Annotated in this window: 30 protein-coding genes and 1 riboswitch; of the genes, 17 read left to right on the top strand and 13 right to left on the bottom strand. The window is 63.5% G+C overall.

The features are described 5' to 3' along the window. The first annotated feature begins 108 nt into the window (after positions 1-108). Positions 109-519 (top strand): hypothetical protein, encoded by a 411-nt coding sequence (locus ACFOPH_RS16725; RefSeq protein ID WP_312550854.1) that lies wholly within the window; start codon positions 109-111, stop codon positions 517-519. Between the two features lie 101 nt (positions 520-620). Beyond that, on the top strand, positions 621-854 hold the full coding sequence (locus tag ACFOPH_RS16720) for a hypothetical protein (protein ID WP_379736510.1): 234 nt from the start codon (positions 621-623) through the stop codon (positions 852-854). Here the strand turns inward: ACFOPH_RS16720 and ACFOPH_RS16715 are convergent. Beyond that, positions 851-1,108 (bottom strand): YkgJ family cysteine cluster protein, encoded by a 258-nt coding sequence (locus ACFOPH_RS16715; protein ID WP_312550852.1) that lies wholly within the window; start codon positions 1,106-1,108, stop codon positions 851-853. The genes ACFOPH_RS16720 and ACFOPH_RS16715 overlap by 4 nt on opposite strands. A gap of 181 nt (positions 1,109-1,289) precedes the next feature. On the opposite strand from ACFOPH_RS16715, the gene ACFOPH_RS16710 reads away from it, so the two are divergent. The 5 genes from ACFOPH_RS16710 (at position 1,290) to ACFOPH_RS16690 (ending at position 5,595) form a co-directional block, all read left to right on the top strand. After that, entirely contained in the window at positions 1,290-2,189 is a 900-nt protein-coding gene (locus ACFOPH_RS16710) for an SDR family oxidoreductase (protein ID WP_312550851.1), read from the top strand. 188 nt (positions 2,190-2,377) lie between these two features. Beyond that, a complete protein-coding gene (locus ACFOPH_RS16705) occupies positions 2,378-3,034 on the top strand; it encodes a TetR family transcriptional regulator (RefSeq protein ID WP_379736507.1) in 657 nt (218 codons plus the stop codon). 173 nt (positions 3,035-3,207) lie between these two features. Beyond that, entirely contained in the window at positions 3,208-3,861 is a 654-nt protein-coding gene (locus tag ACFOPH_RS16700) for a protein-L-isoaspartate O-methyltransferase family protein (RefSeq protein ID WP_312550849.1), read from the top strand. 11 nt (positions 3,862-3,872) lie between these two features. Continuing rightward, positions 3,873-4,196, top strand: coding sequence for a rhodanese-like domain-containing protein (locus tag ACFOPH_RS16695; RefSeq protein ID WP_312550848.1), 324 nt, complete (start codon positions 3,873-3,875; stop codon positions 4,194-4,196). A 40-nt stretch (positions 4,197-4,236) separates the two neighbouring features. After that, positions 4,237-5,595, top strand: a complete 1,359-nt coding sequence (locus tag ACFOPH_RS16690; RefSeq protein ID WP_312550847.1) for a TolC family outer membrane protein — start codon at positions 4,237-4,239, stop codon at positions 5,593-5,595. A 64-nt stretch (positions 5,596-5,659) separates the two neighbouring features. Here the strand turns inward: ACFOPH_RS16690 and ACFOPH_RS16685 are convergent, their stop codons facing one another. The 7 genes from ACFOPH_RS16685 to ACFOPH_RS16655 all read right to left on the bottom strand — a co-directional run bounded on the left by ACFOPH_RS16685 (position 5,660) and on the right by ACFOPH_RS16655 (position 11,331). After that, positions 5,660-6,898 (bottom strand): hypothetical protein, encoded by a 1,239-nt coding sequence (locus ACFOPH_RS16685; RefSeq protein WP_379736504.1) that lies wholly within the window; start codon positions 6,896-6,898, stop codon positions 5,660-5,662. 445 nt (positions 6,899-7,343) lie between these two features. After that, positions 7,344-7,994 carry a 3,4-dihydroxy-2-butanone-4-phosphate synthase gene (gene ribB, locus ACFOPH_RS16680; protein WP_312550845.1) on the bottom strand — a complete coding sequence of 217 codons (651 nt, stop codon included), beginning with the start codon at positions 7,992-7,994 and terminating at the stop codon, positions 7,344-7,346. A 105-nt stretch (positions 7,995-8,099) separates the two neighbouring features. Continuing rightward, positions 8,100-8,246: riboswitch (FMN riboswitch) on the bottom strand. A 189-nt stretch (positions 8,247-8,435) separates the two neighbouring features. Next, on the bottom strand, positions 8,436-9,143 hold the full coding sequence (locus ACFOPH_RS16675; protein ID WP_379736502.1) for a hypothetical protein: 708 nt from the start codon (positions 9,141-9,143) through the stop codon (positions 8,436-8,438). 18 nt (positions 9,144-9,161) lie between these two features. Further along, complete coding sequence (locus ACFOPH_RS16670; protein WP_379736500.1) at positions 9,162-9,563, bottom strand: hypothetical protein; 402 nt, start codon at positions 9,561-9,563, stop codon at positions 9,162-9,164. 373 nt (positions 9,564-9,936) lie between these two features. Continuing rightward, positions 9,937-10,350: a lactoylglutathione lyase gene (gene gloA / locus ACFOPH_RS16665; protein WP_312550840.1), complete on the bottom strand. Its 414-nt coding sequence runs from the start codon at positions 10,348-10,350 to the stop codon at positions 9,937-9,939. 226 nt (positions 10,351-10,576) lie between these two features. Next, positions 10,577-11,008 (bottom strand): OsmC family protein, encoded by a 432-nt coding sequence (locus ACFOPH_RS16660; protein ID WP_379736497.1) that lies wholly within the window; start codon positions 11,006-11,008, stop codon positions 10,577-10,579. Positions 11,009-11,019: 11 nt separating this feature from the next. Continuing rightward, a complete protein-coding gene (locus ACFOPH_RS16655) occupies positions 11,020-11,331 on the bottom strand; it encodes a hypothetical protein (protein WP_312550837.1) in 312 nt (103 codons plus the stop codon). A 143-nt stretch (positions 11,332-11,474) separates the two neighbouring features. Here ACFOPH_RS16655 and ACFOPH_RS16650 point away from each other — a divergent pair, with 143 nt between their 5' ends. From ACFOPH_RS16650 to recN, 3 genes are all read left to right on the top strand, one after another. After that, positions 11,475-12,416 (top strand): DUF3667 domain-containing protein, encoded by a 942-nt coding sequence (locus tag ACFOPH_RS16650; protein WP_379736495.1) that lies wholly within the window; start codon positions 11,475-11,477, stop codon positions 12,414-12,416. A gap of 128 nt (positions 12,417-12,544) precedes the next feature. After that, entirely contained in the window at positions 12,545-13,447 is a 903-nt protein-coding gene (locus tag ACFOPH_RS16645) for an NAD kinase (RefSeq protein ID WP_312549330.1), read from the top strand. Positions 13,448-13,473: 26 nt separating this feature from the next. Further along, a complete protein-coding gene (gene recN / locus ACFOPH_RS16640; RefSeq protein ID WP_379736493.1) occupies positions 13,474-15,138 on the top strand; it encodes a DNA repair protein RecN in 1,665 nt (554 codons plus the stop codon). 87 nt (positions 15,139-15,225) lie between these two features. Here recN and ACFOPH_RS16635 read toward each other — a convergent pair whose 3' ends face one another. Beyond that, positions 15,226-15,855, bottom strand: a complete 630-nt coding sequence (locus ACFOPH_RS16635; RefSeq protein ID WP_312549333.1) for a YidC/Oxa1 family membrane protein insertase — start codon at positions 15,853-15,855, stop codon at positions 15,226-15,228. Between the two features lie 215 nt (positions 15,856-16,070). On the opposite strand from ACFOPH_RS16635, the gene ACFOPH_RS16630 reads away from it, so the two are divergent. The 7 genes from ACFOPH_RS16630 to ACFOPH_RS16600 all read left to right on the top strand — a co-directional run bounded on the left by ACFOPH_RS16630 (position 16,071) and on the right by ACFOPH_RS16600 (position 23,356). Continuing rightward, positions 16,071-16,499, top strand: coding sequence for an organic hydroperoxide resistance protein (locus ACFOPH_RS16630; RefSeq protein WP_312549335.1), 429 nt, complete (start codon positions 16,071-16,073; stop codon positions 16,497-16,499). A gap of 215 nt (positions 16,500-16,714) precedes the next feature. Beyond that, positions 16,715-17,818: a ferrochelatase gene (gene hemH, locus ACFOPH_RS16625; RefSeq protein WP_312549337.1), complete on the top strand. Its 1,104-nt coding sequence runs from the start codon at positions 16,715-16,717 to the stop codon at positions 17,816-17,818. Positions 17,819-18,341: 523 nt separating this feature from the next. Then, positions 18,342-18,893 (top strand): nucleotide exchange factor GrpE, encoded by a 552-nt coding sequence (gene grpE, locus ACFOPH_RS16620; protein WP_312549339.1) that lies wholly within the window; start codon positions 18,342-18,344, stop codon positions 18,891-18,893. Between the two features lie 101 nt (positions 18,894-18,994). Beyond that, a complete protein-coding gene (gene dnaK / locus ACFOPH_RS16615) occupies positions 18,995-20,938 on the top strand; it encodes a molecular chaperone DnaK (protein ID WP_312549341.1) in 1,944 nt (647 codons plus the stop codon). A 105-nt stretch (positions 20,939-21,043) separates the two neighbouring features. Beyond that, positions 21,044-22,168, top strand: coding sequence for a molecular chaperone DnaJ (gene dnaJ / locus ACFOPH_RS16610; protein ID WP_312549343.1), 1,125 nt, complete (start codon positions 21,044-21,046; stop codon positions 22,166-22,168). Positions 22,169-22,319: 151 nt separating this feature from the next. After that, positions 22,320-22,994: a carbonate dehydratase gene (gene can, locus ACFOPH_RS16605; protein ID WP_312549344.1), complete on the top strand. Its 675-nt coding sequence runs from the start codon at positions 22,320-22,322 to the stop codon at positions 22,992-22,994. After that, the gene (locus ACFOPH_RS16600; RefSeq protein ID WP_312549345.1) at positions 22,991-23,356 is read left to right on the top strand and encodes a nucleotide pyrophosphohydrolase; all 366 of its coding nucleotides are present in this window, start codon (positions 22,991-22,993) and stop codon (positions 23,354-23,356) included. Before can ends, ACFOPH_RS16600 begins: the two co-directional genes overlap by 4 nt. Positions 23,357-23,579: 223 nt before the next feature. Here the strand turns inward: ACFOPH_RS16600 and ACFOPH_RS16595 are convergent, their stop codons facing one another. The 4 genes from ACFOPH_RS16595 to ACFOPH_RS16580 all read right to left on the bottom strand — a co-directional run bounded on the left by ACFOPH_RS16595 (position 23,580) and on the right by ACFOPH_RS16580 (position 26,357). Then, on the bottom strand, positions 23,580-23,918 hold the full coding sequence (locus ACFOPH_RS16595; protein ID WP_379736488.1) for a hypothetical protein: 339 nt from the start codon (positions 23,916-23,918) through the stop codon (positions 23,580-23,582). After that, complete coding sequence (gene gabD, locus ACFOPH_RS16590) at positions 23,918-25,372, bottom strand: NADP-dependent succinate-semialdehyde dehydrogenase (protein ID WP_379736486.1); 1,455 nt, start codon at positions 25,370-25,372, stop codon at positions 23,918-23,920. The genes ACFOPH_RS16595 and gabD overlap by 1 nt, the downstream gene beginning before the upstream one ends. Before the next feature lie 67 nt (positions 25,373-25,439). Continuing rightward, the gene (gene uraH / locus ACFOPH_RS16585) at positions 25,440-25,850 is read right to left on the bottom strand and encodes a hydroxyisourate hydrolase (protein WP_312549348.1); all 411 of its coding nucleotides are present in this window, start codon (positions 25,848-25,850) and stop codon (positions 25,440-25,442) included. A 15-nt stretch (positions 25,851-25,865) separates the two neighbouring features. Next, a complete protein-coding gene (locus ACFOPH_RS16580; RefSeq protein WP_379736484.1) occupies positions 25,866-26,357 on the bottom strand; it encodes a GlcG/HbpS family heme-binding protein in 492 nt (163 codons plus the stop codon). Positions 26,358-26,420 lie beyond the last annotated feature (63 nt).

The raw sequence follows: 26,420 nt of genomic DNA, 5'->3' as shown, positions 1-26,420 counted from the left end.
TTACCAAAGTTGCGCGGCCGGCAAGGCGCGCACAATATCGTCGCCATCTGCGCCACGGCGCATGCAACGTGCTAGACTGGTCCGCATGAGTAACGCTGTCGTCTACCCATGAGCATCCTTGCAATCCTCGTCATCCTGGCCGTTGGTTGGGCCATGTTGGCGTTCGGGCAGTTGCCCAACCCCTTGCGCACACGCACTTGCCAGGGCCGCCAATGGCGCCGCGCCTTTCCCTCCGCGACAAAGAAACAAATCCGCGAATTCCTTTCCGTCTTCACCTCCGCGTTCGATTTCCGCGACGCCGACCTCTTGAAATTCCGTCCCGACGACCAATTGCTCGGCCTCTATCGTGCCCTGTCTTCCCCGAAATGGATGAGCGGCGCCATGGAATTCGACACGCTCGCACGCGAACTGCGCACCCGCTTCGGCATCGTGCTCGAGGACATCTGGGATGAGCGCATGACCCTGGGCACGCTGTTCGCCCACATCCAGCAGGCACAGCGCCCAGCCGCGGCACGCTGACTTCGCCCGCGGCGAGCGGTGCCGCTTGCTCCCGCTATTACCCGCGCAGGGTATTTACAGGCAGCTCTTGAATAGCCATTGCCAATGCTCATCTATTGGCAATGATGAAACAGAAGCTCAACTGGAAGCGTCCGCTCTTCTACCTGCTGCTGCCGGTCTTTTTCATCATGGTCTTTCTCGGCTTCCCGATCCCGGTCGCGCCGCCGCCGGCCACCAAGCCGGGGCAGGAGATCTCCACCACCGTCAAGAAGAAAAAGGCCAGGCTGCTTGCGCCGGGCGAGACCGAGGCGGACGACGAGGACAACGACGAGGACAACGACGCGCCCAAGACTTAACCGGGCGCCGTCGCCCGCTCCAGTTCACCGAGCCATAGCATGGCGTGCTCGCGGCTGCTCCCGCACATGTCCAGCGAAGGCTGCAGGCCGGCGCAGAAGGCCGGACGATCCGGCTGCCCGAAGATGCGGCAGCGGTTGTCGTCGGCAAGTTGCACGCAGCGCACGCCCGCCGGCTTGCCGTTGGGCATGCCGGGAATCGGGCTGGTGATCGAGGGCGCGGTGCAGCAGGCACCGCAATGGTCGCGGCAATTCATCGTGTTTCAACATAAAAGGCCGGCGTCGCACCGGCTGGCCGACCAGTATAGCAAGTAGACAGCGCAAGCAATCCGCGCGGCCTGAGCATGACCGCCCACGCCTGTGGCTGGCGGGCGCTGCACAGTTGGCATTCCTGCTAAGGTAAGCCCCAGGAGATCACGCCGACGGAGGACGCTGCGCATGGCCAGTTCGCTCAAACCACTCGACCAGCAGGTGATGGTCATTACCGGGGCATCGAGCGGCATCGGCCTGGCCACCGCCCAGGACGCGGCGCGGCGTGGCGCCAAGCTCGTGCTGGTCGCGCGCAATGGCGACGTGCTCGAGGCCATCGTCGGCGGCCTGCGCGCCAGCGGCCATGAGGCCATCCACGTCGTGGCCGACGTCTCGGACCGCGCCCAGGTCGAGAACGCGGCGGCGCAGGCGATCGCGCGCTTCGGGCGCATCGACACCTGGGTCAACGACGCCGGCTGCACCATCTACGGCAGGCTGGACGAAGTGAGCGAGGCCGACAGCCGGCGCCTGTTCGACATCAATTTCTGGGGCATGGTCAACGGTTCGCTGACGGCGCTGCCGCACCTGCGCATGACCGGCGGCGCCCTGGTCAACGTCGGCAGCGAAGCGTCCGAAGTGGCCATTCCGCTGCAGGGCATGTATTCGGCCAGCAAGCATGCCGTGAAGGGCTTCACGGATGCGCTGCGCATCGAGATCGAACAGGTCGACGGCGCCCCGGTGTCGATCACCCTGATCGAGCCAACCGCGGTCGACACGCCGCTGCCCCGGCACGCGCGCAATTACCTCAAGAACGAACCGAAGCTGCCTGGGCCGCAACTCGACCCGCACCAGGTGGCCGCGGCGATCCTGCAGGCCGCCACCACGCCGACGCGCAACCTGAAGGTCGGCGCCATCGCCAGCCTCGACGTGGCAGTGGGCAAATTCCTGCCGGGCGTGGCGGACGTCTTGTCGGTGTTCCAGGTGCCGCGCCAGCAAACCGACCAGCCGGCGCGCGAGCGCGAAGGCGCGCTCTACCGGCCTCGCAGCGAAGGCCGGATCTACGGTTGCGGCAACGGCAAGGCAAGGTAGGAAGCAGGTAGGAAGCAGAACGGCGCAGGCGCTGGAAAGGTGTCGAAAATACGTGAAAAGCGTACGAAAAGCGCGCAAGGACTTGTAAACACGGGCCGGATCCCGCTGCCGGCAAGCGTATGTATGCTTGACTGGCCACGGACCGGGGTCTATATTCGATGACTCTTTGAAAGTTGTCGGACAGAAGCATGGAATGCCCATTTGACACCAAGCCGCGCTGGGAGCGCCGCAAGGATGCTCGTCCGCAGGAACTGCTGGCGGCAGCCATCGACCTGTTCGTCGAACGGGGGTTTGCCGCTACCCGTCTGGAAGACGTCGCGCGCCGCGCCGGCGTCTCGAAGGGGACGCTGTACCTGTATTTCGAAAACAAAGAAGAATTGTTCAAGGCCGTGGTGCGCACCAGCATCGTACCGGTGATCGGCGAGGCCGAGTCCTCGGTCGCCGAATTCGACGGCCACAGCGCCGACCTGCTGCGCAACGTGATGCTGGCCTGGTGGGAGCGGGTCGGCGGCACCAAGGTGTCGGGCATCGCCAAGCTCGTTACCGCCGAAGCGGACAATTTCCCCGAGCTGGCCAAGTTCTACAAGGAAGAAGTCATCAACCGCGGCACGCGCATGATCTCCAGCATGCTCGAACGCGGCGTCGCCCGCGGCGAGTTCCGTGCCATCGACGTCACCCAGATGACCCAGGTCCTGATCGCGCCGATGCTCATGCTCGTCACCTGGAAGCATTCGGTCGGCCCCTGCGAGCGCGGCGCCCTCGAACCAAAAGCCTTTCTCGACACCTTCCTCGACATGGCGCTGCACGGCCTGCTGCCCCCGGCCGCCGCAGTCGCCGGCACGTGATCGGCGGCGTGAACGGCCGATCTCTTCAGGACACCTTTTTCAGGTGTTCATTCCCTCCAAACTGCAGACTGTCGCAATTTCTCGCGATCTCGATGCCATCCCGATAAGATGTGCGTCCTGAGGCAGTTCAACGATAAAATATCGGATTATTTCTTTTTCCACTGAGTATTGAGATGAATATCGAACAAGCCCGCTTCAACATGATCGAACAGCAGATCCGTCCCTGGAACGTGCTGGACCAGGATGTTCTCGACCTGCTGCATGTGGTCAAGCGTGAACAGTTCGTGCCGGAGGCCTACCAGAACCTGGCCTTCGCCGATGTCGAGATCCCGCTGCCGGGTGGCGACACGATGTTCAACCCGAAGATCGAAGCGCGCATTCTGCAGGAACTGAATCTGAAGAAGCACGAGAAAGTGCTGGAAATCGGCGCCGGCTCGGGCTACATGGCGGCGCTGATGGCGCACAAGGCGCAGCACGTGACCGCGGTCGAGCTCTCGCCGCAAGTCAAGGCGCTGGCCGAGCAGAACCTCAAGAAGGCCGGCATCGACAACGTCACCGTGGTCGAAGGCAATGGCGCGGCGGGCTGGGAGCAGGGCGCGCCCTACGACGTGATCGTCATCTCGGGCGGCCTGGAAAGCCTGCCGGAAGCCTTCCTGCGCCAGGTGAAGGTGGGCGGCCGCATCGCCGCCATCGTCGGCCAGGCGCCGGCCATGGTCTGCGAGATCGTCACCCGCGTCTCGGAAACCGGCTACGACACGGCCAAGCTGTTCGAGACCAACGCCAAGCCGCTGGCCGGCGCGCCGGTCGCGTCGCGCTTCACGTTCTGATCGGACGCGCGATGCAGCACATTACCGCTCCCGAGTTGGCCGCCTGGCTGGCCGACCCGGCGCGCGAGCGCCCCTTGCTGCTGGACGTGCGCGAGAACTGGGAATTCGAGACCTGCCACATCGCAGGCTCGACCCAGATCCCGATGCACCTGGTCCCGATCCGCGCCGGCGAGCTCGGCGACGACCAGGAAATCGTCTGCATTTGCCACCACGGCGCGCGCAGCATGCAGGTTGCCGCTTTCCTCGAGCGTAACGGCTTCGAGAACGTAACGAATTTGACGGGCGGAATACACGCCTGGGCCATGCAGGTCGATCCGGCGATGCCGAAGTATTGACCTGTTTTCCTAACTTTTGATGACTCCGACGGAGACCGCAATGCAGAAACCCCTTATCGCCATGCTGCTGGCCAGCGCTTTCGTGTCGTTCGACGCGAACGCGATCGACCTGATCCAGGTATACCAGCAGGCCCTGGCCAACGACGCCACCTATGCCAGCGCGCGCGCATCGCTCGCCGCCGGGCGGGAACGTGTCGCCCAGGGGCGGGCAGGGTTGCTGCCGACGCTCGGTCTGTCGGGCTCGACCCAAAGGAACAACAGCGATTTTTCGCCCTTCAATGAGGGCGAGACCAGGGTCGTGAATGGCGTGCCGGTCCAGGTGCGCGGCGGCGGCTCGAACCTGACCACCACTCAATATACGCTGGCGCTGAGCCAGCCGCTGTTCCGCTGGGACCGCTGGCAGACCTACGAGCAGAGCAAGCTGGCGCAGGCCATTGCCGAAGCCCAGTTCGCGCAGGCCCAGCAAGACCTGATCACGCGCGTGGCGCAAGCCTATTTCGACGTGCTGTCGGCCCAGGACACGCTGGAATCGACCCGCGCCCAGAAGAGCGCCGTCACCGAGCAGCTGGCCTCGGCCAAGCGCAACTTCGAGGTCGGCACCCAGACCATCACCGACACCCACGAGGCGCAGGCAGCGTACGACCTGGTGGTGGCGCAGGAGTTTGCCGCCGTGAACGACCTGGACAACAAGCGCAGTGCGCTGCAGGCGATTATCGGCACCGAACCGGGCGCGCTGGCGCCGCTGCAGTCGGGCGTCTCGCTGGCGCCGCCGCAGCCGGCCACGGTCGATCCATGGGTGTCGTCGGCCGAGAGCCAGAACTATGGCGTGACCGTGTCCGAGCTGTCGCTCGAGTCCGCCAAGCGCGAGATCAAGCGCCGCCGCGCAGGCCACCTGCCGACGCTCGACCTGGTCGCCGCCTCGACGCGCACCGACACCGGCGGCCGCCTCGAGAACGCCTCGGGCGTCAACCGCAACAATTCGATCGGAATCCAGTGGACGGTGCCGATCTTCAGCGGTTTTGCCGTGACCAGCCAGGTGCGCGAATCGATCGCGCTGGAAGACCGCGCCAGCAGCGACCTCGAAGCGACCCGCCGCAACGCCGCGCTGCAGGCGCGCCAGGCCTTCCTCGGCGTGAACAGCGGCCTGGCCCAGGTCAAGGCGCTGGAAGCGGCCGAAGTGTCGAGCCAGTCGGCGCTCGAGTCGAACAAGCTCGGCTACCAGGTCGGCGTGCGCATCAACATCGACGTCCTGAATGCCCAGCGCCAGCTGTACTCGACCCGCACCGACCTGGCCCGCGCGCGCTACAACACGATCCTGAACGGCCTGCGCCTGAAGGCGGCCTCGGGCTCGCTGCGCGAGGCGGATCTGGTGCCGGTGAATAACCTGCTGCAGAAGTAAGCATCTCGTTTCGAAACAAAACGGCGCCTTGGCGCCGTTTTTCATTGCAGCGCCACTGGCGCGTTCATTTGCGCGGCCGCAGCAACCCCAAGCCCTCGTTGGTGCGCACGGCAATCCCGCCGTCGTCGGCCACGGCCAGCGCCGCGATCAGCGTGACGCCCTTGGGCAGGTTCGTGACCCGTTCGTTCAGGTTGACCATGCCGTAACTGCTGCTCCAGGCAAACGCACGCTGGCCGACGGCGGTGGGGTCGACGGACGATCCCACCACCAGGCCGGACGCGTTGATCGCGACCGCCTGCGAGATGCGGCCGCCGCCCAGGGTGCCGAGTTCATGCAAGCTAGTGCCGTCGTGCAGGAAGGCGACCTGGCGGTTGTCGGGATAGGTGACGGTGCCGACCACGTGGCCGGCGGCGTTGATGGCCGTGGCCTCCGTATCGCGGGCACCGGGCGGCAGGCCGAGATCGAGCAGGGCGCCGCCAGCATAGCGGTAGGCGCGCAGGGTGGTCGCGCCGACCGCCGAGATGGCGACCTGGCCGGCTTCGTTGATGTCGACCGCGATCGAGCGCCAGCCCGCCGGGCCGATGTCCTGGATCGGCCCACCGGTGCGGGCGTCGTACAGGAAGGCATGATAGGTGTTATCCGCAAGGTAAGCGTGACCAACGACCTGTCCCAGCGAATTGAGGGCTGTCGCAGCCGATGAATTGCCGCCGAAGGTGCCGATGTCGTGCATGGCCTTGCCATCGTGGTAGAAGGCGTGGGCCTGGCCGGCGCTGGTGGCAGCCCAGCCAGCCACCTTGCCGCAGGTGCTGATCACGTTGCCATAGGAGTCGGCGCCGCCGAGCGTGCCGAGATCGCGCAGGCTGCCGTTTTCGTAGTAAAAGGCGTGCGGGATGCCGGTGTCCGTATAGGCCCAGCCGGTCACATGGCCGCAGGGGTTGACCGAGAAGGCGCGGGCGCTGCCGCCGCCAAGGGTGCCGAGGTCGATGTTCTTCTTGCCGTCGTACAGGAAGGCCCGGGCCTCGGTGCCGACCCAGACGGTGCCCGCCACCAGTGCGCCGTTGGCGATGCCCTGGCGCACGACGGCGCCAAGGCTCATGCCCGGCAAGCCGATCGGCGTGAAATGGTAGAGCGGGCCGCGTTCCACCGGGGGCGCGGGCGGGGGCAGCGACGCGACCGGCGGAGCGGGTTGCCGCCCCGGGCCATTGCCGCCGCCACCGCAGGCGGCCAGCAACGCGAGCGCCGCGAACGTTGCCGCCGTGCGCAGTGCGGGGCGCACGGCGCTTCCTGAACGAGATGTGAACATGGGTGCCTCCATTGAAGAGTTCATGTCCAGTCTAGGACGCGATTGCCGCGAAGCTGCCTTAAAGATGAGCTTGCTTAATCGCCATCAAACAAGCCATTGACTACCGGCAATAAGAGAAATTTTTTCCAGAAAGAAAAACGGCGCCGCAGCGCTCATGCCGTTCGGTTAAGCTGAAATGGCTTGGCTCGGGTAGCCGTCGTAGGGTGGGCACGCCGTGCCCACGCGTTACGTGCGCCTCCTGTGTCTGCGGCTGGAAATCCTCGCCCGCGAACGTCAAGCCTGGCCCGCTGCCATTGCACACTGTGCGGGCGACATATCGGCGTATGTGACTGTCGGCCACGTGCGTAACGCGTGGGCACAGGGTGCCCACCCTACGATGGCGGGTTAACTGAACGACATTAGCGCCGCAGCGCCGTTGCCGTTCTCTTCTCTTCTTCCCGTTCCTTTACTTGCCTTCGCGCGCCTTGCGCCACGCGATCATCTCGGCGATGGTCAGGATCGGGAAGCCGCGCTCCTCGGCGAAGCGCTCGATGTCCTCGCCGCGCATCATGGTGCCGTCCGGATTCATCAGCTCGCACAGCACCGCGGCCGGCTGCAGGCCGGCCATGGTCGCCAGGTCGACCGAGCCTTCGGTGTGGCCGGCGCGGGCCAGCACGCCGCCCGGGGTGGCGCGCAGCGGGAACACGTGGCCCGGGCGCACCAGGTCTTCCGGCTTGGCTTCAAGCGCCGTCGCGGCGCGCACCGTGGTGACCCGGTCAGCTGCGGAAACGCCGGTCGTGACGCCGTGGCGCGCCTCGATCGAGACCGTGAACGGGGTGCCGTAGCGGCTGCCGTTCTCGATCGCCATCGGCGGCAGTTCGAGTTCGCGCACCTTGTCGGCGGACAGGCAGAGGCAGACGATGCCGCTGCATTCGCGGATCATCAGCGCCATCGTTTCGACCGTGAGCTTTTCGGCGGCGACGATCAGGTCGGCCTCGTTTTCGCGGTCGAAATCGTCGAGCAGGATGACGGGAATGCCGGCCTTTGTTGCGGCCAGTGCTGCTGCGATACGGCCGTCCAGGTCGGTGCTGTGAAGGGTGTAGGTGTTGACTAACATGTGAAACGCTCCTCGCGTAAAGTTGGCGAAAAACGCATCAGGGCAAGCGAATAGACGCGCATGCCTGCCGGCCGTACGGGCGAGCGAAAGCAAACGCATTGCAGCGCACATCTTCTTTCATCCGGACTATGACCGTCGGCCCTGGAATCGCACCAGATCTGCTGACCCTGCCGGGGAAGGCAGGCGCTCGCGGGCTTGGTTGTTTCCAACCTTACCGCCGGTGGGGATTTCCACCCCGCCCCGAAGACGTATTGATTGCCTGCGTGGCAGGCTCGTCAATTTTACTAGCTAAATTGTGTTCTTGCTCGCCGAGGAAGAGCTTGTTGGCCGGGCAGGGCATACATGCGCTACCTGCTTATAGATCAGGCAGCGCATTTTCTAGCGCGATTAGAATAATTTGCGTGCGTGCGTGCTATTGAGCCGGCATGTAGTCCAACTGTCTTACTGTTTCAAGTGTTCCTTGATACTTGCCGCCACACTGGTCAACCATTTGACATTGTATTTTGCCTTGCTGCTGTCAGGTACGTCATCCATTACCGTTAGCATGTACGTACTTTTATTGGTAACCCACATTAGTTCAGAGGAGAGCCATCCGGCAGGTGATCTCTTGACGGAAAAACGCGCCGGGGAATTATTCACTTTTGTATTCATCAATTCTTCGATAATCATGACGCCGCCGCCATCGCCGACATAATTCCACTCGTGCAGCATTACCACAACATTATCATCACGTTTAAAAATCCGTGTGACACTGCTCCAAGGTCCCTTCTGTGATGGACCTTCCGGGATAACACCTTCAAGCGTATATTTGCCGAGTTCTCCACGAGATATATCTGCCAACTTGAACGTCAGGTTCTTCTCCACGTCGCGCAGCGGCTTAAGTTGAGCATAATAGTTTTTTCTGTAAATGATAGCGTCGTCAGATATTTCCCCAAGCTTGCGGTTAGCGCCAAACGGCTGTTCCGCCAAATCCGCCTCAACCATTTTTTTCACGGTTGGGGTTAATTTGTGAATGCTGGTAACGGTAACTTTCCCAATTTGAACGCCAGGTACTGGACTACTTTGCGGTAATTTCTCGGTGGAATTGTTGGCGAAAACCGGATGCGTAGCAAAGGCGATTAACAGGCCCAAGGCCAGGTATATTTTCATGGCGGCTTGGTATCAAAGTTAACGGCCCCAATTGGCCAAGTTACAATCAACAGCTGTACTGTTTCCTAAAAAACGGATGAACCCCCCGTCGCTTTTCCAATGGTATCCGACGACCCTACCGTACCAAAATTCCGAACCGAGATGCCCAGCATAGGAACGCCAAGTGTTTTCCCAGCCGCTCGTTGTGCCGTTGCGTGTTGTATTTATTGTATGAAGGAAGGCTCCATTTCGGTAATGCTCGGATGCAGTCCACAACATTGCTCTTTTGAACGACCAGTCGACAGTGATACTTTCCTGCGCCCCAGCGGCCAAGCATGAACGGCTGACGACGCCCAATGCAATAGCATCGGTAGCTGGAAGTAGTAGCGCCATCAGCGACGCAATGATGGGCAAGCGGACAGCTTTTCCTAAGGCTTTCATTCTTATATGCCTTAAGAGTTGGTTTTTCAAGGTCTGAAAATGAAGCAGTAAGAAATATTACTTCGTCCACTAGTGCTCGCTAAACTAGGATTTTCGTTCGAGGATTTCGGGTTCAGGGCGGGTGGTGGATAAATAATAAATCAGGTTGGGTGAAATATTTTGACAATCATCAAGTTTCTAAGGCCATTGCTCAAACTGTTTTATTATTCAATTTTTTTGAGTCATGAGTTAACTATTGCTGAAATGCCTTTTTATAAACTGTCGCAAAAAAAGGGCCAAGCTCCTTATGAAGCTTGGCCCTTTGCAGCATCGTGCTGCATGAGCAGATATTTGTTTTGATTAAACTAAATTGGCGGTGCCGATTCGATTGCCTTTATGCGCTCAGGCCGCCGCCACCTTCGTTGTCCTTGCGCTGGATGAACTCGATCTTGTAGCCATCCGGATCGGTGACGAAGGCGATCACGGTGCTGCCGCCCTTGACCGGGCCCGGTTCGCGGGTGATGTTGCCGCCGGCCGCGCGCACGGCGTCGCAGGTGGCGTAGATGTCTTCGGCCGAGATCGCGATGTGGCCGTAGGCAGTGCCCATGTCGTAGCTCTCGACGCCGTAGTTGTAGGTCAGTTCGAGTTCGGCGTGCTCGGGGTTGCTGCCGTAGCCGAGGAAGGCCAGCTTGTACTGGTACTCGGGGTTGTCGCTGGTGCGCAGCAGTTTCATGCCGAGGACCGTGGTGTAGAAGTCGATCGAGCGCTGCAGGTCGCCGACGCGGAGCATGGTGTGGAGGAAGCGCATGGTGTTGTCTTTCTTGATGGTTCGGAAAAGGGGCAATTTTATGCGTTTGAGGCGAAGCTTGCCGGAGGCGGCCGTGTGGAATGTCGGGCAGGGCGACCGGATGATTCGACGGTCAACTATCCATGGCGATCATCGAGCGGTGCGGCAGAGCGAAGGATGGTTGAACGCGTGGGGTGATCCGGTCCGGTGGACCGGATCACGAGCCGCCCACCCTACGTTCTGCAGCTCAGTTTTCCAGGCGCGAGCTCAGGGTGATCTTCGCGTTCAGGAGCTTCGATACCGGGCAGTTTTCCTTGGCGGTATTGGCCGCCTTGTCGAAGGCTTCCTGGCTGGCGCCGGGGATATTGGCGACCAGGTCGAGGTGCACCGCGGTGATCGAAAAGCCGCCCTCGACCTTTTCCATCGAGACGGTGGCCGTGGTGCGCAGTTCCTGGGCCGTCATGCCGGCCTGGCCGAGCTGGCCGGACAGGGCCATCGTGAAGCAGCCCGCGTGCGCCGCGCCGATCAGTTCTTCCGGGTTGGTGCCGGGGCCGTCCTCGAAGCGGGTATTGAAGCCGTATTGCGAATCCTTCAGCACGCCGCTGCCGGTCGAGACCGCGCCCTTGCCGTCCTTCAGGCCGCCGCTCCAGACGGCGCTGCCGTTGCGTTTGATGGTCATGTGTGTTCCTTTCAGCGGTTCTTGCCCGGCAGGGGCTCGACCGAGTCGTGATCGCGCATCGAGCGATGGCGGTCGGGTTGCGGGTTGGCCTGGCCGGTGGCGCCGGGCGCGGGATCGACCGATTCGCTCACGCCGGGGGTGGCGCGGGCGTCGGTATCGACCAGGCCCTGGGCCAGGTCTTCGGCCGCCTGCTTCATGACGCCGCGCGGCTCGGTGTCCTGGCCGTCGGGCGACTCGTCGCGCTCGTGCGGCTGGCGCTTGACGCCGTCGTTCTCGATCTTCGCATCGGTGTTGACGAAGCGGTCCTTGGTTTCGGTAACCATTGCATCCTCCTTTGCATACTCTTGCATGAATCCTAACGCGTCGAGGCTGCGACAGTCGCGCAATTGAATAGCGCAATTGAGTGATGCTTTTTTGCAATTAACTGGATAACATGACGACTTCGTTATCATTGTCCAGCCAAACCGTGAACACCGAAGCCCACCCGCACCAGGCCGCCACCCTTTGCCCAAATTGCGGGACGCCGCTTGGCGGCAAGTTTTGCCAGGGTTGCGGGCAGCCGGCACACCTGCACGTGCCGAGCGCGCGCGAATTCCTGCACGAGTTCATTGCCCACTACGTGGCGCTCGAAGGCAAGCTGTGGAAGTCGGTGGCGCTGCTGCTGTTCAAGCCGGGCCGGCTGACGCTCGAATACATCCAGGGCCGGCGCGTGCGCTACGTCGAGCCCCTGCGCCTGTACCTCAGTTTCAGCATCATCTTCTTTGCGCTGTTCAAGCTGGTCGGGATCAACTTCGGCGACGGCGAGCGGCAGGCGCCGCCGCAGAAGCCGGCCGCGGTGGCGCCGGCGCCGGCAGCCGCGAACAAGCCGGCGCCGCCGCCGCCGGTGGCCGCCAGCAACAGGAAGAAAGAAGAACCCGGATTGATCGAGTTCGACGGCGATGCCCGCAAGGCACGCAACCTGGTCGAGAAGATGCACCCGGCGCTGGGCGCGAAGGTCGCGTATTTCAGCGAGCTGCCCAGGGCCGAGCGCAACACCGCGCTCAAGCGCGCCTTCTTCAGTTATGCGCCGTATGCGATCTTCGCCCTGATGCCGGTGTTCGCGGCCTTGCTCAAGCTGCTCTACCTGGGGTCGGGGCGGCGCTATGGCGAACACGTCCTGTTCGCCCTGCACAGCAACGCCTTCGCCTTCCTCTGCCTGAGCCTCATGATGATCCTGCCCGAAGGCGTGCCGCTGGTGGGGCCGGCGCTGTTCCTGTGGCTGGTGTTCTACTTGCCGACCGCCATGCGCAAGGTCTATGGCGGCAGCCGCCTCGTCACCGCCCTGCGCTGGATGGTCCTGATGACGGCGCACTCGCTGTGCATCCTGTTCGCGGCCCTGCTCGCCGCGGGCATGGCAATGATGGGCTGATCTTGCCCTTCCGGCCCCTGCGCATCTATACTGTGCTTTTGTACAGTGTTCGATGTGCGGCCGGGTAGCAGGCGCAGGGATTATCGGTTAATCTCGCAGCGTGTTTTCCTATCGATGCCGAGAAACCTATGCCCTCTACGCCTGACCCGCAACAAATCATCGCGCTTGTCGTGCGGCAGAACACGGCCGGCATCGAAGAGCCGGTGTCGCGCATCCTGGGCTTCCTGCAAGGCTCGGGCTACCGCGTCGTGTTCGAGGCCGACACGGCCGCCCACCTCGGCATGCCCGGCGTCGAGCCGATGAGCGTGGCCGACATCGGCGAACAGGCCGACCTCGCGGTCGTCATGGGCGGCGACGGCACCATGCTCGGCATCGCGCGCCAGCTCGCCAAGTACGACATTCCGCTCATCGGCATCAACCTCGGCCGGCTCGGCTTCATCACCGACATCCCAGTCGACCGCATGCTGCCGGCGCTGGGCGAAATCCTGCAGGGCAAGGCCACGTCCGAGAAGCGCACCCTGCTCGAAGGCCGGGTCATGCGCGGCGGCGAAATGATCTATTGCGGCGTGGCCGTGAACGATGTCGTGGTGGCGCGCGGCAGCGGCGCCGGCATGGCGGAACTGCGCGTCGCCGTCGACGGCCAGTTTATGTACAACCAGCGTTCGGACGGCCTGATCGTCTCGACGCCGACCGGCTCCACGGCCTACGCCTTGTCGGCCGGCGGCCCGCTGCTGCACCCGAGCCTGCAGGGCATCGTGCTGGTGCCGATCGCGCCGCACGCGCTCTCGAACCGCCCGATCGCCGTGCCCGACACCAGCGAGATCGTGGTCGAGATCGTCTCGGGCCGCGACATCTCCGTGAACTTCGACATGCAGACTTTCGCCAGCCTGCAGCACGGCGACGAGATCGTCATCTCGCGCTCGCCCAACAGCATCACCTTCCTGCATCCGGAAGGCTGGAGCTACTACCACACCCTGCGCGCAAAGCTGCACTGGCACGAATACCCGTCGCACGACGGCAAACTCAAATAAAGAACCGACAGGAGACCTGTTCCTTCATGCTGCGCACACTGACCATCCGCGATTTCGTCATCGTCGACGCGATCGAGCTCGAATTTGCCAACGGCTTTTCGGTCTTCACCGGCGAGACCGGCGCCGGCAAATCGATCCTGATCGATGCGCTGCAACTGGCCCTGGGCGGGCGCGGCGAGGCCAGCATGGTGCGCGAAGGCGCGGCCAAGGCCGACATCACGGCCGATTTCGCGGTGACCGAAGGCGCCGCATCCTGGCTCGCGCAGCACGAGTTCGCCAGCGACGAGGGCGGGGCGTTGCTGCGCCGCGTGATCGACAATGCCGGCCGCTCGAAGGGCTACATCAACGGCATCGCCGCCACCGCCGGCCAGATGCGCGAACTGGGCGAGATGCTGGTCGACATCCACGGCCAGCACGCGCACCAGAGTTTGCTGAAAAGCGACGCCCAGCGCGCCTTGCTGGACAACCAGATCGCCGTGCGCGATCCCGCCGCCGCCGGCGAGGCACAGGAAGTGGCCGCCGCCTACCGCGCCTGGCGCGCGCTGTCGCGCCAGCGCGAAGAATACGAAACCAATGCCAAGAACGTGCTGCTCGAACGCGAGCGCCTGGAATGGCAGGTAAGCGAACTCGACAAGCTGGCGCCGAAGCCGGGCGAGTGGGTCGAGATCTCGAACGAGCACAGCCGCCTGTCGCACGCCGCCAGCCTGATCGAAGGCGCACAGGAAGCGCTGGCCGCCATCTCGGAATCGGACCACCCGATCCTGTCGCAGCTGTCGTCGCTGAACACCAAGCTCGGCAAGCTGGTCGACGTCGACGCCGAGCTGCAGGGCGTGCTCGACTGCATGGAACCGGCGCGCATCCAGCTGCAGGAAGCGGTGTACGCGCTGAACAACTACATCGACAAGGTCGAGCTCGACCCGGACCGCCTGCGCGAAGTCGACGCCCGCATGGACGCCCTGCACAGCGCCGCGCGCAAGTACCGCGTCACGCCGGAAGAGCTGCCCGAGGAACATGCCACCCTGGCCGCCAAGCTGCGCCAGCTGGCCGACGCCAGCGACATTGAAGGTCTCAAACGCCAGGAAGAAAAGGCGGAAAGCGCCTACCGCAAGGTGGCGAATCGTTTATCAAGCAGGCGCGTGGTCGCCGCGAAGGCGCTGAGCGAACAGGTCACGTTGGCCATGCAGGAACTGAGCATGAGCGGCGGCCGCTTCGAGGTCTCCCTGAACCAGGCCGAGCCGGGCGCACACGGCCTCGAACAGGTCGAATTCCTGGTGGCCGGCCACGCCGGCGTCGCGCCGCGTCCGCTGGCGAAGGTCGCCTCGGGCGGCGAACTGGCGCGTATCTCGCTCGCGATCTCCGTCATCACCTCGCACGCGACCACCACGCCGACCCTGATCTTCGACGAGGTCGACAGCGGCATCGGCGGCGGCGTCGCCGAAGTGGTGGGGCGCCTGCTGAAACGCCTGGGCCAGCAGCGGCAAGTGCTGTGCGTGACCCACCTGCCGCAGGTGGCGAGCCAGGCCAACCAGCACTTCCAGGTGGCCAAGGGCACGACGAATGAGGGCCGCACCGTGTCTCGCATCGAGGTGCTGAACAACCGGGCGCGCGTGGAGGAAGTGGCGCGCATGCTGGGTGGGATCGAGATTACCGAGACGACGCGCAAGCATGCGCGGGAGTTGCTGGCGTCGTAACAAGGCAGGGTTGAAGCCATTGTGGACTGGCAGGCCACGATGGCATGTATTCCGATACTCGTTCGCGGCTCAGCGCGTCAGGCGAGGTTAAGTCCGGGTGACGTCTGCAAAACGGCGCTGCTCGTAACGCAGCACAAAGTTTTGGACAATACTGGCAAACGCCGACACCGCCCAATACAAACCAACGCCCGCCGCCAGCTTCCACAGGATGAAGGCCGTCACCAGGATTTGCACGGCCATCATCACCATCGCCGTGTCCGCCGCGGTAGTCGGCGCGTAATAGGCCGCGACGGCGGTCAGCGCGAGCACGACGAGGGTCAGCGCCGTGTCGGGCGAAGCCAGGTTCCTGATCCACAGGAAGCTGCCCGCGCTGGCGTTCGTGATCGCCTTGTACAGCAGGCCGAATACCGGCAGCTGCACCAGGGCGCCGAGCAGGCTGGAACGGTCGAACATGCGTGCATCGTTTTCCTTGTACAGCACCGAGATCGCCGCGAACATGGCCTTCGGGTCTGACCCGAGGCGCGCCTTGATGGCGTCGACCTGGGGCTGCAAGGCTTTGATCTTTTCCTGGTTTGCCAGCATCCGGCGCGACAGGTGCAGGGTCAGCGGGAAAAGGGCCAGCCGTACCACGAGTGCCAGGGCCAGGATGGTCCAGCCCATGTTTCCATTGAAGACAGTGGCAAGCTGCGTCATGGCTGAGGCCAGGAAGTCGTTCATCTCGTTCTTTCTTTAGTTATTAAATAATGAACAAATTGTACGCAGGGATTTCTTAAGAAAAACATGCATTTCTCGATGGGTTACTTCGGTTTTCTGGAAGGGTCGAAGCGCCTTGCGCACCAGGCAAATGCGATGCCTGGCTGGGCGAACTAACCGAGCGCTGCCCGCTTCACCCATCTGCCACAATCTCCCTCCAACCAAATAAGGAGGTTCGCATGAGCATCGACAAAGTCCTGTACCGCGCCAAGGCCACCTCGCAGGGCGGCCGCGAGGGTACGTCGCGCAGCGATAACGGCGTGCTGGACGTGAAACTCACCACGCCGAAGGAGCTGGGCGGCAATGGCGCCACCGGCACCAATCCGGAGCAGCTGTTCGCGGCCGGCTACTCGGCCTGTTTCCTGGGCGCGCTAAAGTTCGTCGCCGGCCAGGCAAAAGTGAAACTGCCGGAAGAGCTGACGGTGACGGGCGAGGTCGGCATCGGCCAGATCCCGACCGGCTTCGGCATCGAGGCCGATTTGACCATCCATGGTCCGGGCATGGACCAGCAGCAATTGCAGGAACTGGTCGACAAGGCCCACATCGTCTGCCCGTATTCGAACGCGACGCGCAACAACATCGACGTGCGCCTGCATGTGACGACCTGATGTCCGTGCTGCCGCGAGCGGCCCGATAGCCGGTCGCGGCAAGGCAGCAGGGCGCTCGCGCCGCCTGCAGGCAGGCGCGGGCGCTCACCGCGATACCCATCGATTCTCCCTATCGCCGCGATCAACTGTTGGGCTATCGCCGCGATCGGAAATTACTTCTCGAAGGCCGGACGGCGCCCACCTATAATGGAGGGCCACGCGTTTCTGTCCCTTTTATGCCCTTCCGAAAAGAACCTCCGCACACCCACGGCACCGTTGCCCAAAGCGCCATCGTCCTCGTCAACCTCGGCACGCCGGATGCGCCGACCCGTTCCGCGGTCAAGCGCTACCTGAAGCAATTTCTTTCCGATCCGCGCGTGGTCGAAATTCCGCGCCTGGTGTGGTCGTTCATCCTCAACCTGATCATCCTGCCTTTCCGTTCCGGCGCATCGGCCAAGAAATACCAGACGATCTGGACGAAAGAGGGTTCGCCGCTGAAGGTGCATACCCAGAAACAGGCCGAGCTGCTGCAGGCGGCGCTCGCGCAGCGCGGCCACGAAGGCGTGCAGGTACGCATGGCGATGCGCTACGGCTCGCCGTCGCTGCCGGAAGTGCTGGACCAGTTGAAGCTCGACGGCTGCGACCGCATCGCGATCCTGCCGTCGTATCCGCAGTATTCCGGCACCACCACCGCCTCGCTCTGGGACGCAGTGTTCGCCCACTACAAGCACATCCGCAACATCCCCGAGCTGCGCCTGGTGAAGCACTACCACGACCACGACGGCTACATCGACGCGCTGCACGACACCGTGCTGGCGCACTGGGAGGCGCACGGCCGCGGCCAGAAGCTGGTGATGAGTTTCCATGGCACGCCGAAGCGCACGCTGGAGCTGGGCGACCCGTATTACTGCGAATGCCAGAAGACCGCGCGCCTGCTGGCGGCGCGCCTGCGCCTGGCGCCCGACGAATACCTCGTCACCTTCCAGTCGCGCTTCGGCAAGGCCGAGTGGCTGCAGCCCTATACCGCGCCGACCGTGGCCGAGCTGGCGCGCCAGGGCGTCGAGCGCATCGACGTGATCTGCCCGGGCTTCACCGCCGACTGCCTGGAAACGCTGGAAGAGATCTCGATGGAGGTGAAGCACGACTTCGAGGCGGCTGGCGGCAAGGAATTTCATTACATCCCCTGCCTGAACGAGGCGCCGACCTGGATCGTCGGGCTGGCCGAGATCGCCGAGCAGCACCTGATCGGCTGGCCGACCATGATGAGCCCGTCGCAGCGGGAAGCGGAGCGGCGCGATGCGGAAGTCGCGCGCGAGCATGCGGTGCGTCTCGGCGCGTGAAGTAACACCATCATTGCCGGCACGGTTGCGGCAAATCCAGGTTTAGCTATCGACGCGTGGGCGGCACAGCCGCCCACCTTACGGATCAATGCATGCGCGGTCGACGCACCCCGTATACCGCGACTCCCAATTTCCTCCCGCCGGGGCTTCCCACGGCCCAACCTGCTAAAATGCTACGTTTTACGGCTTGGCTCACAACCCGGCGTAGCAGATGCACGCCACCGCAAGGGCGGTGTACACCACGACGGCGCTGCTGATCAACGGCAATCTCATGAGTCTCTCCCACGACTGGTTCTTGTTCTGGTGACGCGCGTGTCAACGCGTCAGGCACCGATCTTAGAACTTGCTGTCAGGGAAAGAATCACCTCATCGGTAAGAGTTGTAACAAATGTTGTCGGTTCTGCTGCTAACAAATGCGCAATTCCCCTTGAAAATGTAGGAGATCGCCCCATATGCGGCGCTGTACGACAAGCAGGACCTGTCTAACCATTCAGCCAAGTCATTGATTTCAGGAGTATTTTCGATGCAAGACCAAGAAAATCCAGAGGTGATTAAACAGCCGGAAGGCGACGCCGCAGCCGCGACCGCCCAGGCCGCGCCCGACGAAGCGCGCGAGCCCAGCCTCGAAGAACAACTGAGCGCGACCGAAGCCAAGCTGGCTGAAATGCATGACGCGTTCATGCGTGCCAAGGCCGAAGGCGAGAACATCCGCCGCCGTGCCCAGGAAGACGTCAGCAAGGCGCACAAGTTCGCCATCGAAAGCTTCGCCGAGGCCATGGTGCCGGTGCGCGACAGCCTGGAAATGGCATTGAAAGTGGAAACGCAAACCGTCGAAGGCATTCGCGAAGGCGTCGAGATGACCCTCAAGCAGCTCACTTCCGCGTTTGAAAAGAACCGCCTGGTCGAAGTCATGCCGGCCCAGGGCGAGAAGCTCGACCCGATGAAGCACCAGGCCGTCTCGATGGTGCCGGCCGACCAGGAAGCCAACACCGTGGTGAATGTTTTGCAAAAAGGTTACATGATCGCCGACCGCCTGCTGCGTCCGGCCATCGTCACGGTAGCACAGCCGAAATAAGAAAAAGTAAGGTGCTGCTTGGCAAAAGGCCTTGAAAGCAGTCAGGTTTTTCCCCATATCCGAAACATCAGAACATTTCAGCATTCAAAGGAAAATAAATCATGGGCAAAATTATTGGTATCGACCTGGGAACGACCAACTCCTGCGTCGCGATCATGGAAAACGGCCAGCCGAAGGTGATCGAGAACGCCGAAGGCGCGCGCACCACGCCGTCGATCATCGCTTACCAGGAAGACGGCGAGATCCTCGTCGGCGCGCCTGCCAAGCGCCAGGCTGTCACCAACCCGAAGAACACCCTGTTCGCGGTCAAGCGCCTGATCGGCCGTAAGTTCGACGAGAAGGAAGTCCAGAAGGACATCTCGCTGATGCCTTACTCCATCGTCAAGGCCGACAACGGCGACGCCTGGATCAGCGTGCGCGACAAGAAGCTGGCGCCGCCGCAGATCTCGGCTGAAACCCTGCGCAAGATGAAGAAGACCGCCGAAGACTACCTCGGCGAAGAAGTCACCGAAGCCGTCATCACCGTGCCGGCCTACTTCAACGACTCGCAGCGCCAGGCGACCAAGGACGCCGGCCGCATCGCAGGTCTCGACGTCAAGCGCATCATCAACGAGCCGACCGCGGCCGCGCTGGCATTCGGCCTGGACAAGACCGACAAGGGCGACCGCAAGATCGCCGTGTATGACCTCGGCGGCGGCACCTTCGACGTCTCGATCATCGAGATCGCGGACGTGGACGGCGAGAAGCAGTTCGAAGTGCTGTCGACCAACGGCGACACCTTCCTGGGCGGCGAAGACTTCGACCAGCGCGTGATCGACTACATCATCGACGAGTTCAAGAAGATCAACGGCCTCGACCTGTCGAAGGACCCGATCGCCCTGCAGCGCATCAAGGCCTCGGCCGAGCGCGCGAAGATCGAACTGTCGTCGGCGCAGCAGACCGAAATCAACGAGCCGTACATCGCCATGGCGAACGGCGCGCCGGTCCACCTGAACCTGAAGATCACCCGCGCCAAGCTGGAATCGCTGGTCGAGGAACTGGTTGCCAAGACCATCGAGCCGTGCCGCGTCGCCATCAAGGATGCAGGCGTCAAGGTTTCGGACATCGACGACATCATCCTGGTCGGCGGCATGACCCGTATGCCGAAGGTGCAGGAAAAAGTGCGGGAATTCTTCGGCAAGGATCCGCGCAAGGACGTGAACCCGGACGAAGCCGTGGCAGTTGGCGCGGCGATCCAGGGCTCGGTGCTGGCCGGCGACCGCAAGGACCTGCTGCTGCTGGACGTGACCCCGCTGTCGCTGGGTATCGAAACCCTGGGCGGCGTGATGACCAAGATGATCCACAAGAACACCACGATCCCGACCAAGTTCTCGCAGGTGTTCTCGACCGCCGACGACAACCAGCCGGCCGTGACCATCAAGGTCTACCAGGGCGAGCGCGAGATCGCTGCCGGTAACAAGGGCCTGGGCGAGTTCAACCTCGAAGGCATCCCGCCGGCACCGCGCGGCACCCCGCAGATCGAAGTGACCTTCGACATCGACGCCAACGGCATCCTGCACGTGGGCGCGAAGGACAAGGCCACCGGCAAGGAAAACAAGATCACCATCAAGGCCAATTCGGGTCTGACCGAAGAGGAAATCCAGAAGATGGTGAAGGACGCCGAGCTGAACGCGGAAGAAGACAAGAAGGTCAAGGAACTGGCCGAGTCGCGCAACCAGGCCGACGCGCTGGTCCACTCGACCCGCAAGTCGCTGACCGAATACGGCGACAAGCTGGAAGCCGGAGAGAAGGAAAAGATCGAAGCGGCGATCACCGACCTGGAAGGCTCGATCAAGTCGGGCGACAAGGCCGACATCGACGCCAAGGTCGCAGCCCTGTCAACCGCTGCCCAGAAGCTCGGCGAGAAGATGTACGCCGACATGCAGGCGCAGCAGGGCGGTGCTGATGCCGCCGCCGGTGCCCAGGCTGCCGGTGGCGCCGATGGCTCGGCCAAAGCCGACGACGTCGTCGACGCCGACTTCAAGGAAGTGAAGGACGCGAAGTAATCCTTGACCGCGTAAGGAACCGAGCCGCTGCAGCCAGGAAGGTGCCGGCTCGGTTTTTTTGCTCCAACAGACAGTTTTGTTCAGTAGATAACAGCAAGGTGCCAAATGGCAAAGCGTGATTTTTACGAGATCCTCGGGGTCGCGAAGAATGCTTCGGAAGAAGACATCAAGAAGGCCTATCGCAAGCTGGCGATGAAGTACCACCCCGACCGCAACCCCGATAACAAGGAAGCGGAAGAGAAGTTCAAGGAGGTGAAGGAAGCCTACGAGATGCTGGCCAATCCGGAGAAGCGCGAGGCCTACGACCGTTACGGTCACGCCGGCGTCGACCCGAACATGGGCGGTGGCGGCGGCTTTGGCGCCGGTGGTTTCGGCGACGCCTTCGGCGACATCTTCGGCGACATCTTCGGTGGCGGCGGCCGCTCGCGCAGCGCGGGCCCGCAGGTCTACCGCGGCGCCGACCTGCGCTACAACCTCGAGATCACGCTGGAACAGGCCGCCCACGGCTACGACACCACCATCCGCGTGCCGAGCTGGGACAAGTGCGACACCTGCCACGGCAGCGGCGCCAAGCCGGGCACGCAGCCGGTCACCTGCACCACCTGCCACGGCCACGGCCAGGTGCGCATGCAGCAGGGCTTCTTCAGCATCCAGCAGACCTGCCCGAAGTGCCACGGCAGCGGCAAGATGATTCCGGAGCCCTGCCCATCGTGCAGCGGCGCCGGACGCATCAAGCGCAACAAGACCCTGGAAGTGAAGATCCCGGCCGGTATCGACAACGGCATGCGTATCCGCTCGACCGGCAACGGCGAGCCGGGCACGAATGGCGGCCCGTCGGGCGACCTGTACGTCGAGATCCACATCAAGCCGCACCCGGTGTTCCAGCGCGAAGGCGACGACCTGCATTGCGAAATGCCGATCTCGTTCTCGAAGGCTGCCCTGGGCGGCGAGATCGAAGTGCCTACGCTGACCGGCAAGGTCTCGTTCACGGTGCCGGAAGGTACCCAGACCGGCAAGACCTTCCGCCTCAAGGGTAAAGGCATCAAGGGCGTGCGTTCGGGCTACGCCGGCGACCTGTTCTGCCACGTGGTCGTCGAGACCCCGGTCAAGCTGACCGACAAGCAGAAGGACCTGCTGCGCGAGTTCGAGCGCATGACGGTCGAAGGCGGCGCCAAGCACAGCCCGCAAAGCAAGGGCTGGATGGACAAGGTCAAGGACTTCTTCGAATAAGCAGCATCAAACCGCCGGGAGCGCGAGTTCCCGGCGGTTTTTTTTCGTCTGTACGCGCCAAGGCTTACAATGCGGAAAACCCCAAAAACTCACGGAAAATCACGGGATGGCGCCGTTCGCCGCGCCGCCCGCAGCAAGGGAGAAAATCAACATGGCAAAAACGCCTACCGGCCTGACGGCCGCCGACCTGTTTGCACGCAACCGCGAATGGGCGGCCGAGATGGTCAAGGAAGACCCGGACTTCTTCAACGACCTGGCTTCGCAACAGGCCCCGGAATACCTGTGGATCGGCTGCTCGGACAGCCGCGTGCCCGCCAATGAACTGCTGGGCATGGCCCCGGGCGAACTCTTCGTCCACCGCAACATCGCCAACGTCGTCGTCCATTCGGACCTGAACAGCCTGGCCGTGCTGCAGTTCGCGATCGACGTGCTGAAGGTCAAGCACATCATCATCTGCGGCCACTACGGCTGCTCGGGCGTGCACGCCGCGCTCACGAATACCCGCGTCGGCTTGGCCGACAACTGGCTAGGCCACGTGCGCGACGTGCGCGACAAGCACGGCAAGTACCTCGGTAACGTGGCCGGCAAGGCCGCCAGCGACCGCCTGGTCGAACTAAACGTGGCCGAGCAGGTGATCAACGTGGCGCAAACGACGATCGTGCGCGACGCCTGGGAACGCGGCCAGCCGCTGACCATCCACAGCTGGGTCTACGGCGTGCACGACGGCCTGCTGCGCGACCTCGGCATCACGGTCAGCAGCTTCGCGGAGATCGCGCCCAAGCTCGAGGTCGTGCTGCAGGGCTACCTCGAGGGCGGGGCGAAGTGAATCCCGACGGCGAACTGGCCCGCCTGCGCGGCATCGTCCGCCAGTTCGTGACCGAGCGCGACTGGGACCAGTTCCATACGCCGAAGAATTTATCGTCGGCGCTGTCGGTCGAGGCGGCCGAGCTGCTGGAGCACTTCCAGTGGCTGCAGTCCGGCCGGCCTGACGAGCTCGGTCCCGAGAAGCTGGTCCAGGTACGCCACGAGATGGCCGACGTGCTGGTGTATCTCGTGCGCCTGGCCGACAAGCTCGACGTCGACCTGATGGCGGCGGTCGAGGAGAAGATGGTGCTCAACCGGGCCAAGTACCCGGCGGATAAAGTGCGCGGGGACGCGCGCAAGTATGACGAGTACAAGGACGTGTAATTCGTAGGGTGGGCACCCCGTGCCCACGCGTTACGTGCGTATCCGTTTTTGTTGGCCGTTGTTTATCGCCACGCAGCGCCGAGCTTGCCCGTTGCGCGAACGGGCGTTTCTGGTCAGGCCAGGATGAATATCGCTTGAGCGGTGATAGCATGCGTTTGCGGGCGATACGCCACGGTTTCTAGTCAAACGTGACGTTCGTAACGCGTGGGCACAAGTGCCCACCCTACAGGTAGTGGCCGATCACGCCGCTCCTGTCGTCGATGCCGACGATTGTCATCAAATTCTCCAGCGCGACCCGGAAATGCTTGCGCGTCGCGCCATCCTCATCCTTCACCACCTCCAGCGAACGCTGGAACTGCTTCATCACCCAGAACTTGGTCGGATGCCCTTCGATCCCGTCGAGCAGCCGGCTGCGCAGGCTGTCGATCTCGGCCGACAGCCGGGCACGCTGCGGCTGCGGCAGGCCGTCGAACGCGGGGCTGAACGCGCGCAAGCGATCGAGCACCCGCGGCACGACGAACAGCGGCGCGTCCGCCATGCCCTCCAGCGGATCGCGTTCCATCAGACGCCGCCCATGCAGATGTACTTGATGACCAGGTAGTCGTCCATGCCGTAGATGGAACCCTCGCGGCCCAGGCCCGACTGTTTCACGCCGCCAAAGGGCGCCACCTCGGTCGAGATCAGGCCGGTGTTCACGCCGACCATGCCGGTTTCGATCTGCTCGGCCACGCGCCAGACGCGGCCGATGTCGCGCGAGTAGAAGTAGGAGGCCAGGCCGAACTCGGTGTCGTTGGCCATGGCGATCACTTCCTCCTCGGTCTGGAACCGGAACAGAGGCGCCAGCGGGCCGAAGGTTTCCTCGCGCGCGACCATCATCTCGGATGTGACGTCGGCCAGCACGGTTGGCTGGAAGAAGCTGTGGCCGAGCTCGTGGCGTTTGCCGCCCAGCATCAGGCGCGCGCCCTTCGACAGGGCGTCGGCGATGTGCTGCTCGACCTTCGCGACCGCCTTTTCCTCGATCAGCGGTCCCTGGTTCACGCCCGGGTCCTGGCCGTTGCCGACCTTCAGCTTGCCGACCGCCGCCGTCAGCTTCCGCGCGAATTCGTCGTAGACGCCGTCCTGCACGTAGAGGCGGTTGGCGCACACGCAGGTCTGGCCGGCGTTGCGGTATTTCGAGGCGATCGCGCCCTCGACGGCGGCGTCGATGTCGGCATCGTCGAACACGATGAACGAGGCATTCCCGCCCAGTTCGAGCGAGATCTTCTTGACCGTCGGCGCGCATTGCTCCATCAACTGGCGCCCGACTTCGGTCGAGCCGGTGAAGCTGAGCTTGCGCACCAGCGGATTGCTCGTCATTTCGCCGCCGACCGCCTTCGAATCGCCGACGACGACGCTGAACACGCCCTTGGGCACGCCGGCGCGTTCAGCCAGCACGGCCAGGGCCAGCGCCGAATAGGGCGTCAGCGCGGCGGGTTTCAGGACGATGGGGCAGCCGGCGGCCAGGGTCGGCGCGACTTTTCTCGTGATCATCGCCGCTGGAAAATTCCACGGCGTGATCGCCGCACAGACGCCGATTGGCTCCTTGGTAACGACGATGCGGCGGTCGGGCCAGGGCGACTGGATGGTGTCGCCGGCGACGCGCTTGGCTTCTTCGCCGAACCACTCGAAGAACGACGCGGCATAGGCGACTTCGCCCTTCGATTCCGCCAGCGGCTTGCCCTGTTCGGCGGTCATCAGGAGCGCCAGGTCGTCGGCGTTTTCCAGCATCAGGTCGTTCCACTTGCGCAGGATCAGGCTGCGCTCGCGCGCGGTCTTCTTGCGCCAGGCCGGCCAGGCCGCGTTGGCGGCCTCGATCGCGCGGCGCGTTTCCTGCGCGCCCATGTGCGGCACGCTGCCCAGTTTCTCGCCGGTGGCGGGATTGATGACGTCGACCGTGGCGCCTTCGAGCGCGTCGCACCACTGGCCGTCGATGTAGGCCTGCTGGCGCAGCAGGGACGGGTCTTTCAGGTTCAGCATGAGGGGCCTCTTTCCTATCCGGTAAAAGTGATCCCCCATGGTAGACCGATTCGGGATCGGCCCTTGCTCAGTTGCCGCGGTAGGTCGAATAGCCGAAGGGGCTCAGCAGCAGGGGAATGTGGTAGTGCTGCTGCGTGTCCTCGACCTTGAACTCGACCGGGATGCGCGGGAAGAAGCTGGGTTTGCCGGCGCGCGCAAAGTGCTCGCCGGTCTGGAACACGATGCGGTATTCGCCCGCCGCGATCGGTTTCCCTTCCGGATACAGCGCGGCGATGCGGCCCTGGGCGTTGGTGACGCCGGCGGCCAGTTCGCGCCATTCTTCGCCGGCGCGCTGCTCGAGGGTGACCTTGATGCCTGCGCTCGGTTGGCCGCTCTGCAAATCGAGCACGTGGACGCTGAGCGGATTCGGGGCGGCGGCAGCGAAGCCAGCGGACAGGGCCAGGGCGCCGGCCAGGATCAGGTGTTTGAAGCTGTTCATGGTATTTCCTTTCGATCAGGGAGTGGGTTGGTCGAGTTCCGGTACGGCGGCCAGGGCCGCCAGCGCGCAGGCATGGTCGTTGACGGCGCCGCCGCCGCCGGCCACGCCGATCGCACCGGCCACCTGGCCGCGCACCGTCAGCGGCACGCCGCCGCCCAGCAGCAGCAATTCCGGCAGGGTCGCGAGATTGCGCGCGTCCGGGTCGGCCGCCGCCTTGCGCGCCAGCGCCAGGGTGGCGGTACGGGTCGACAGGGCGGTGTAGGCCTTGCGCCGGCTGGCTTCGGTGTTGTGCGGACCGACACTGTCGGCACGTTGCAGCGCGAGCGGATGGCCGCCGCGGTCGAGGACGGACACCACGATGTCGCGCCCCTGGCGCTTGCAGGCATCGATGGCGCCGGCGGCCAGGCGATTGGCGGCGGCCAGCGTCAGGTCGGGTGGCTGGCGCAGCTGGGCGGCCGCCGGAAGGGCGGTGCAGCCTGTCAGCAGGATGGCGATGAGTTTGTGCATACCAGTTTCGAGGAGGAGGAAGATGGCGCCAGCTTAACGGGCGCCCGGCGACGCGATCGTGAC

Origin of the sequence: Massilia haematophila, assembly GCF_042647645.1 — a bacterium.
Taxonomy (GTDB): Bacteria; Pseudomonadota; Gammaproteobacteria; order Burkholderiales; family Burkholderiaceae_D; genus Telluria; species Telluria haematophila.
This window is presented reverse-complemented; position numbering and strand designations above follow the sequence as displayed.

What these genes read in the sequence shown, in the direction of transcription:
- dnaK (WP_312549341.1), top strand. Translation starts at nt 18,995, where the DNA reads ATGGGCAAAATTATTGGTATCGACCTGGGAACGACCAACTCCTGCGTC.
- ACFOPH_RS16580 (WP_379736484.1), bottom strand. Translation starts at nt 26,357, where the DNA reads ATGCACAAACTCATCGCCATCCTGCTGACAGGCTGCACCGCCCTTCCG.
- can (WP_312549344.1), top strand. Translation starts at nt 22,320, where the DNA reads ATGGCAAAAACGCCTACCGGCCTGACGGCCGCCGACCTGTTTGCACGC.
- ACFOPH_RS16685 (WP_379736504.1), bottom strand. Translation starts at nt 6,898, where the DNA reads ATGTTCACATCTCGTTCAGGAAGCGCCGTGCGCCCCGCACTGCGCACG.
- dnaJ (WP_312549343.1), top strand. Translation starts at nt 21,044, where the DNA reads ATGGCAAAGCGTGATTTTTACGAGATCCTCGGGGTCGCGAAGAATGCT.
- gloA (WP_312550840.1), bottom strand. Translation starts at nt 10,350, where the DNA reads ATGCGCTTCCTCCACACCATGCTCCGCGTCGGCGACCTGCAGCGCTCG.
- ACFOPH_RS16595 (WP_379736488.1), bottom strand. Translation starts at nt 23,918, where the DNA reads ATGGAACGCGATCCGCTGGAGGGCATGGCGGACGCGCCGCTGTTCGTC.
- ACFOPH_RS16675 (WP_379736502.1), bottom strand. Translation starts at nt 9,143, where the DNA reads ATGAAAATATACCTGGCCTTGGGCCTGTTAATCGCCTTTGCTACGCAT.
- ACFOPH_RS16655 (WP_312550837.1), bottom strand. Translation starts at nt 11,331, where the DNA reads ATGGTTACCGAAACCAAGGACCGCTTCGTCAACACCGATGCGAAGATC.
- gabD (WP_379736486.1), bottom strand. Translation starts at nt 25,372, where the DNA reads ATGCTGAACCTGAAAGACCCGTCCCTGCTGCGCCAGCAGGCCTACATC.
- recN (WP_379736493.1), top strand. Translation starts at nt 13,474, where the DNA reads ATGCTGCGCACACTGACCATCCGCGATTTCGTCATCGTCGACGCGATC.
- ACFOPH_RS16695 (WP_312550848.1), top strand. Translation starts at nt 3,873, where the DNA reads ATGCAGCACATTACCGCTCCCGAGTTGGCCGCCTGGCTGGCCGACCCG.
- ACFOPH_RS16635 (WP_312549333.1), bottom strand. Translation starts at nt 15,855, where the DNA reads ATGAACGACTTCCTGGCCTCAGCCATGACGCAGCTTGCCACTGTCTTC.
- ACFOPH_RS16700 (WP_312550849.1), top strand. Translation starts at nt 3,208, where the DNA reads ATGAATATCGAACAAGCCCGCTTCAACATGATCGAACAGCAGATCCGT.
- ACFOPH_RS16670 (WP_379736500.1), bottom strand. Translation starts at nt 9,563, where the DNA reads ATGAAAGCCTTAGGAAAAGCTGTCCGCTTGCCCATCATTGCGTCGCTG.
- ACFOPH_RS16690 (WP_312550847.1), top strand. Translation starts at nt 4,237, where the DNA reads ATGCAGAAACCCCTTATCGCCATGCTGCTGGCCAGCGCTTTCGTGTCG.
- ACFOPH_RS16645 (WP_312549330.1), top strand. Translation starts at nt 12,545, where the DNA reads ATGCCCTCTACGCCTGACCCGCAACAAATCATCGCGCTTGTCGTGCGG.
- grpE (WP_312549339.1), top strand. Translation starts at nt 18,342, where the DNA reads ATGCAAGACCAAGAAAATCCAGAGGTGATTAAACAGCCGGAAGGCGAC.
- hemH (WP_312549337.1), top strand. Translation starts at nt 16,715, where the DNA reads ATGCCCTTCCGAAAAGAACCTCCGCACACCCACGGCACCGTTGCCCAA.
- ACFOPH_RS16720 (WP_379736510.1), top strand. Translation starts at nt 621, where the DNA reads ATGATGAAACAGAAGCTCAACTGGAAGCGTCCGCTCTTCTACCTGCTG.
- ACFOPH_RS16630 (WP_312549335.1), top strand. Translation starts at nt 16,071, where the DNA reads ATGAGCATCGACAAAGTCCTGTACCGCGCCAAGGCCACCTCGCAGGGC.
- ribB (WP_312550845.1), bottom strand. Translation starts at nt 7,994, where the DNA reads ATGTTAGTCAACACCTACACCCTTCACAGCACCGACCTGGACGGCCGT.
- uraH (WP_312549348.1), bottom strand. Translation starts at nt 25,850, where the DNA reads ATGAACAGCTTCAAACACCTGATCCTGGCCGGCGCCCTGGCCCTGTCC.
- ACFOPH_RS16710 (WP_312550851.1), top strand. Translation starts at nt 1,290, where the DNA reads ATGGCCAGTTCGCTCAAACCACTCGACCAGCAGGTGATGGTCATTACC.
- ACFOPH_RS16715 (WP_312550852.1), bottom strand. Translation starts at nt 1,108, where the DNA reads ATGAATTGCCGCGACCATTGCGGTGCCTGCTGCACCGCGCCCTCGATC.
- ACFOPH_RS16725 (WP_312550854.1), top strand. Translation starts at nt 109, where the DNA reads ATGAGCATCCTTGCAATCCTCGTCATCCTGGCCGTTGGTTGGGCCATG.
- ACFOPH_RS16660 (WP_379736497.1), bottom strand. Translation starts at nt 11,008, where the DNA reads ATGACCATCAAACGCAACGGCAGCGCCGTCTGGAGCGGCGGCCTGAAG.
- ACFOPH_RS16705 (WP_379736507.1), top strand. Translation starts at nt 2,378, where the DNA reads ATGGAATGCCCATTTGACACCAAGCCGCGCTGGGAGCGCCGCAAGGAT.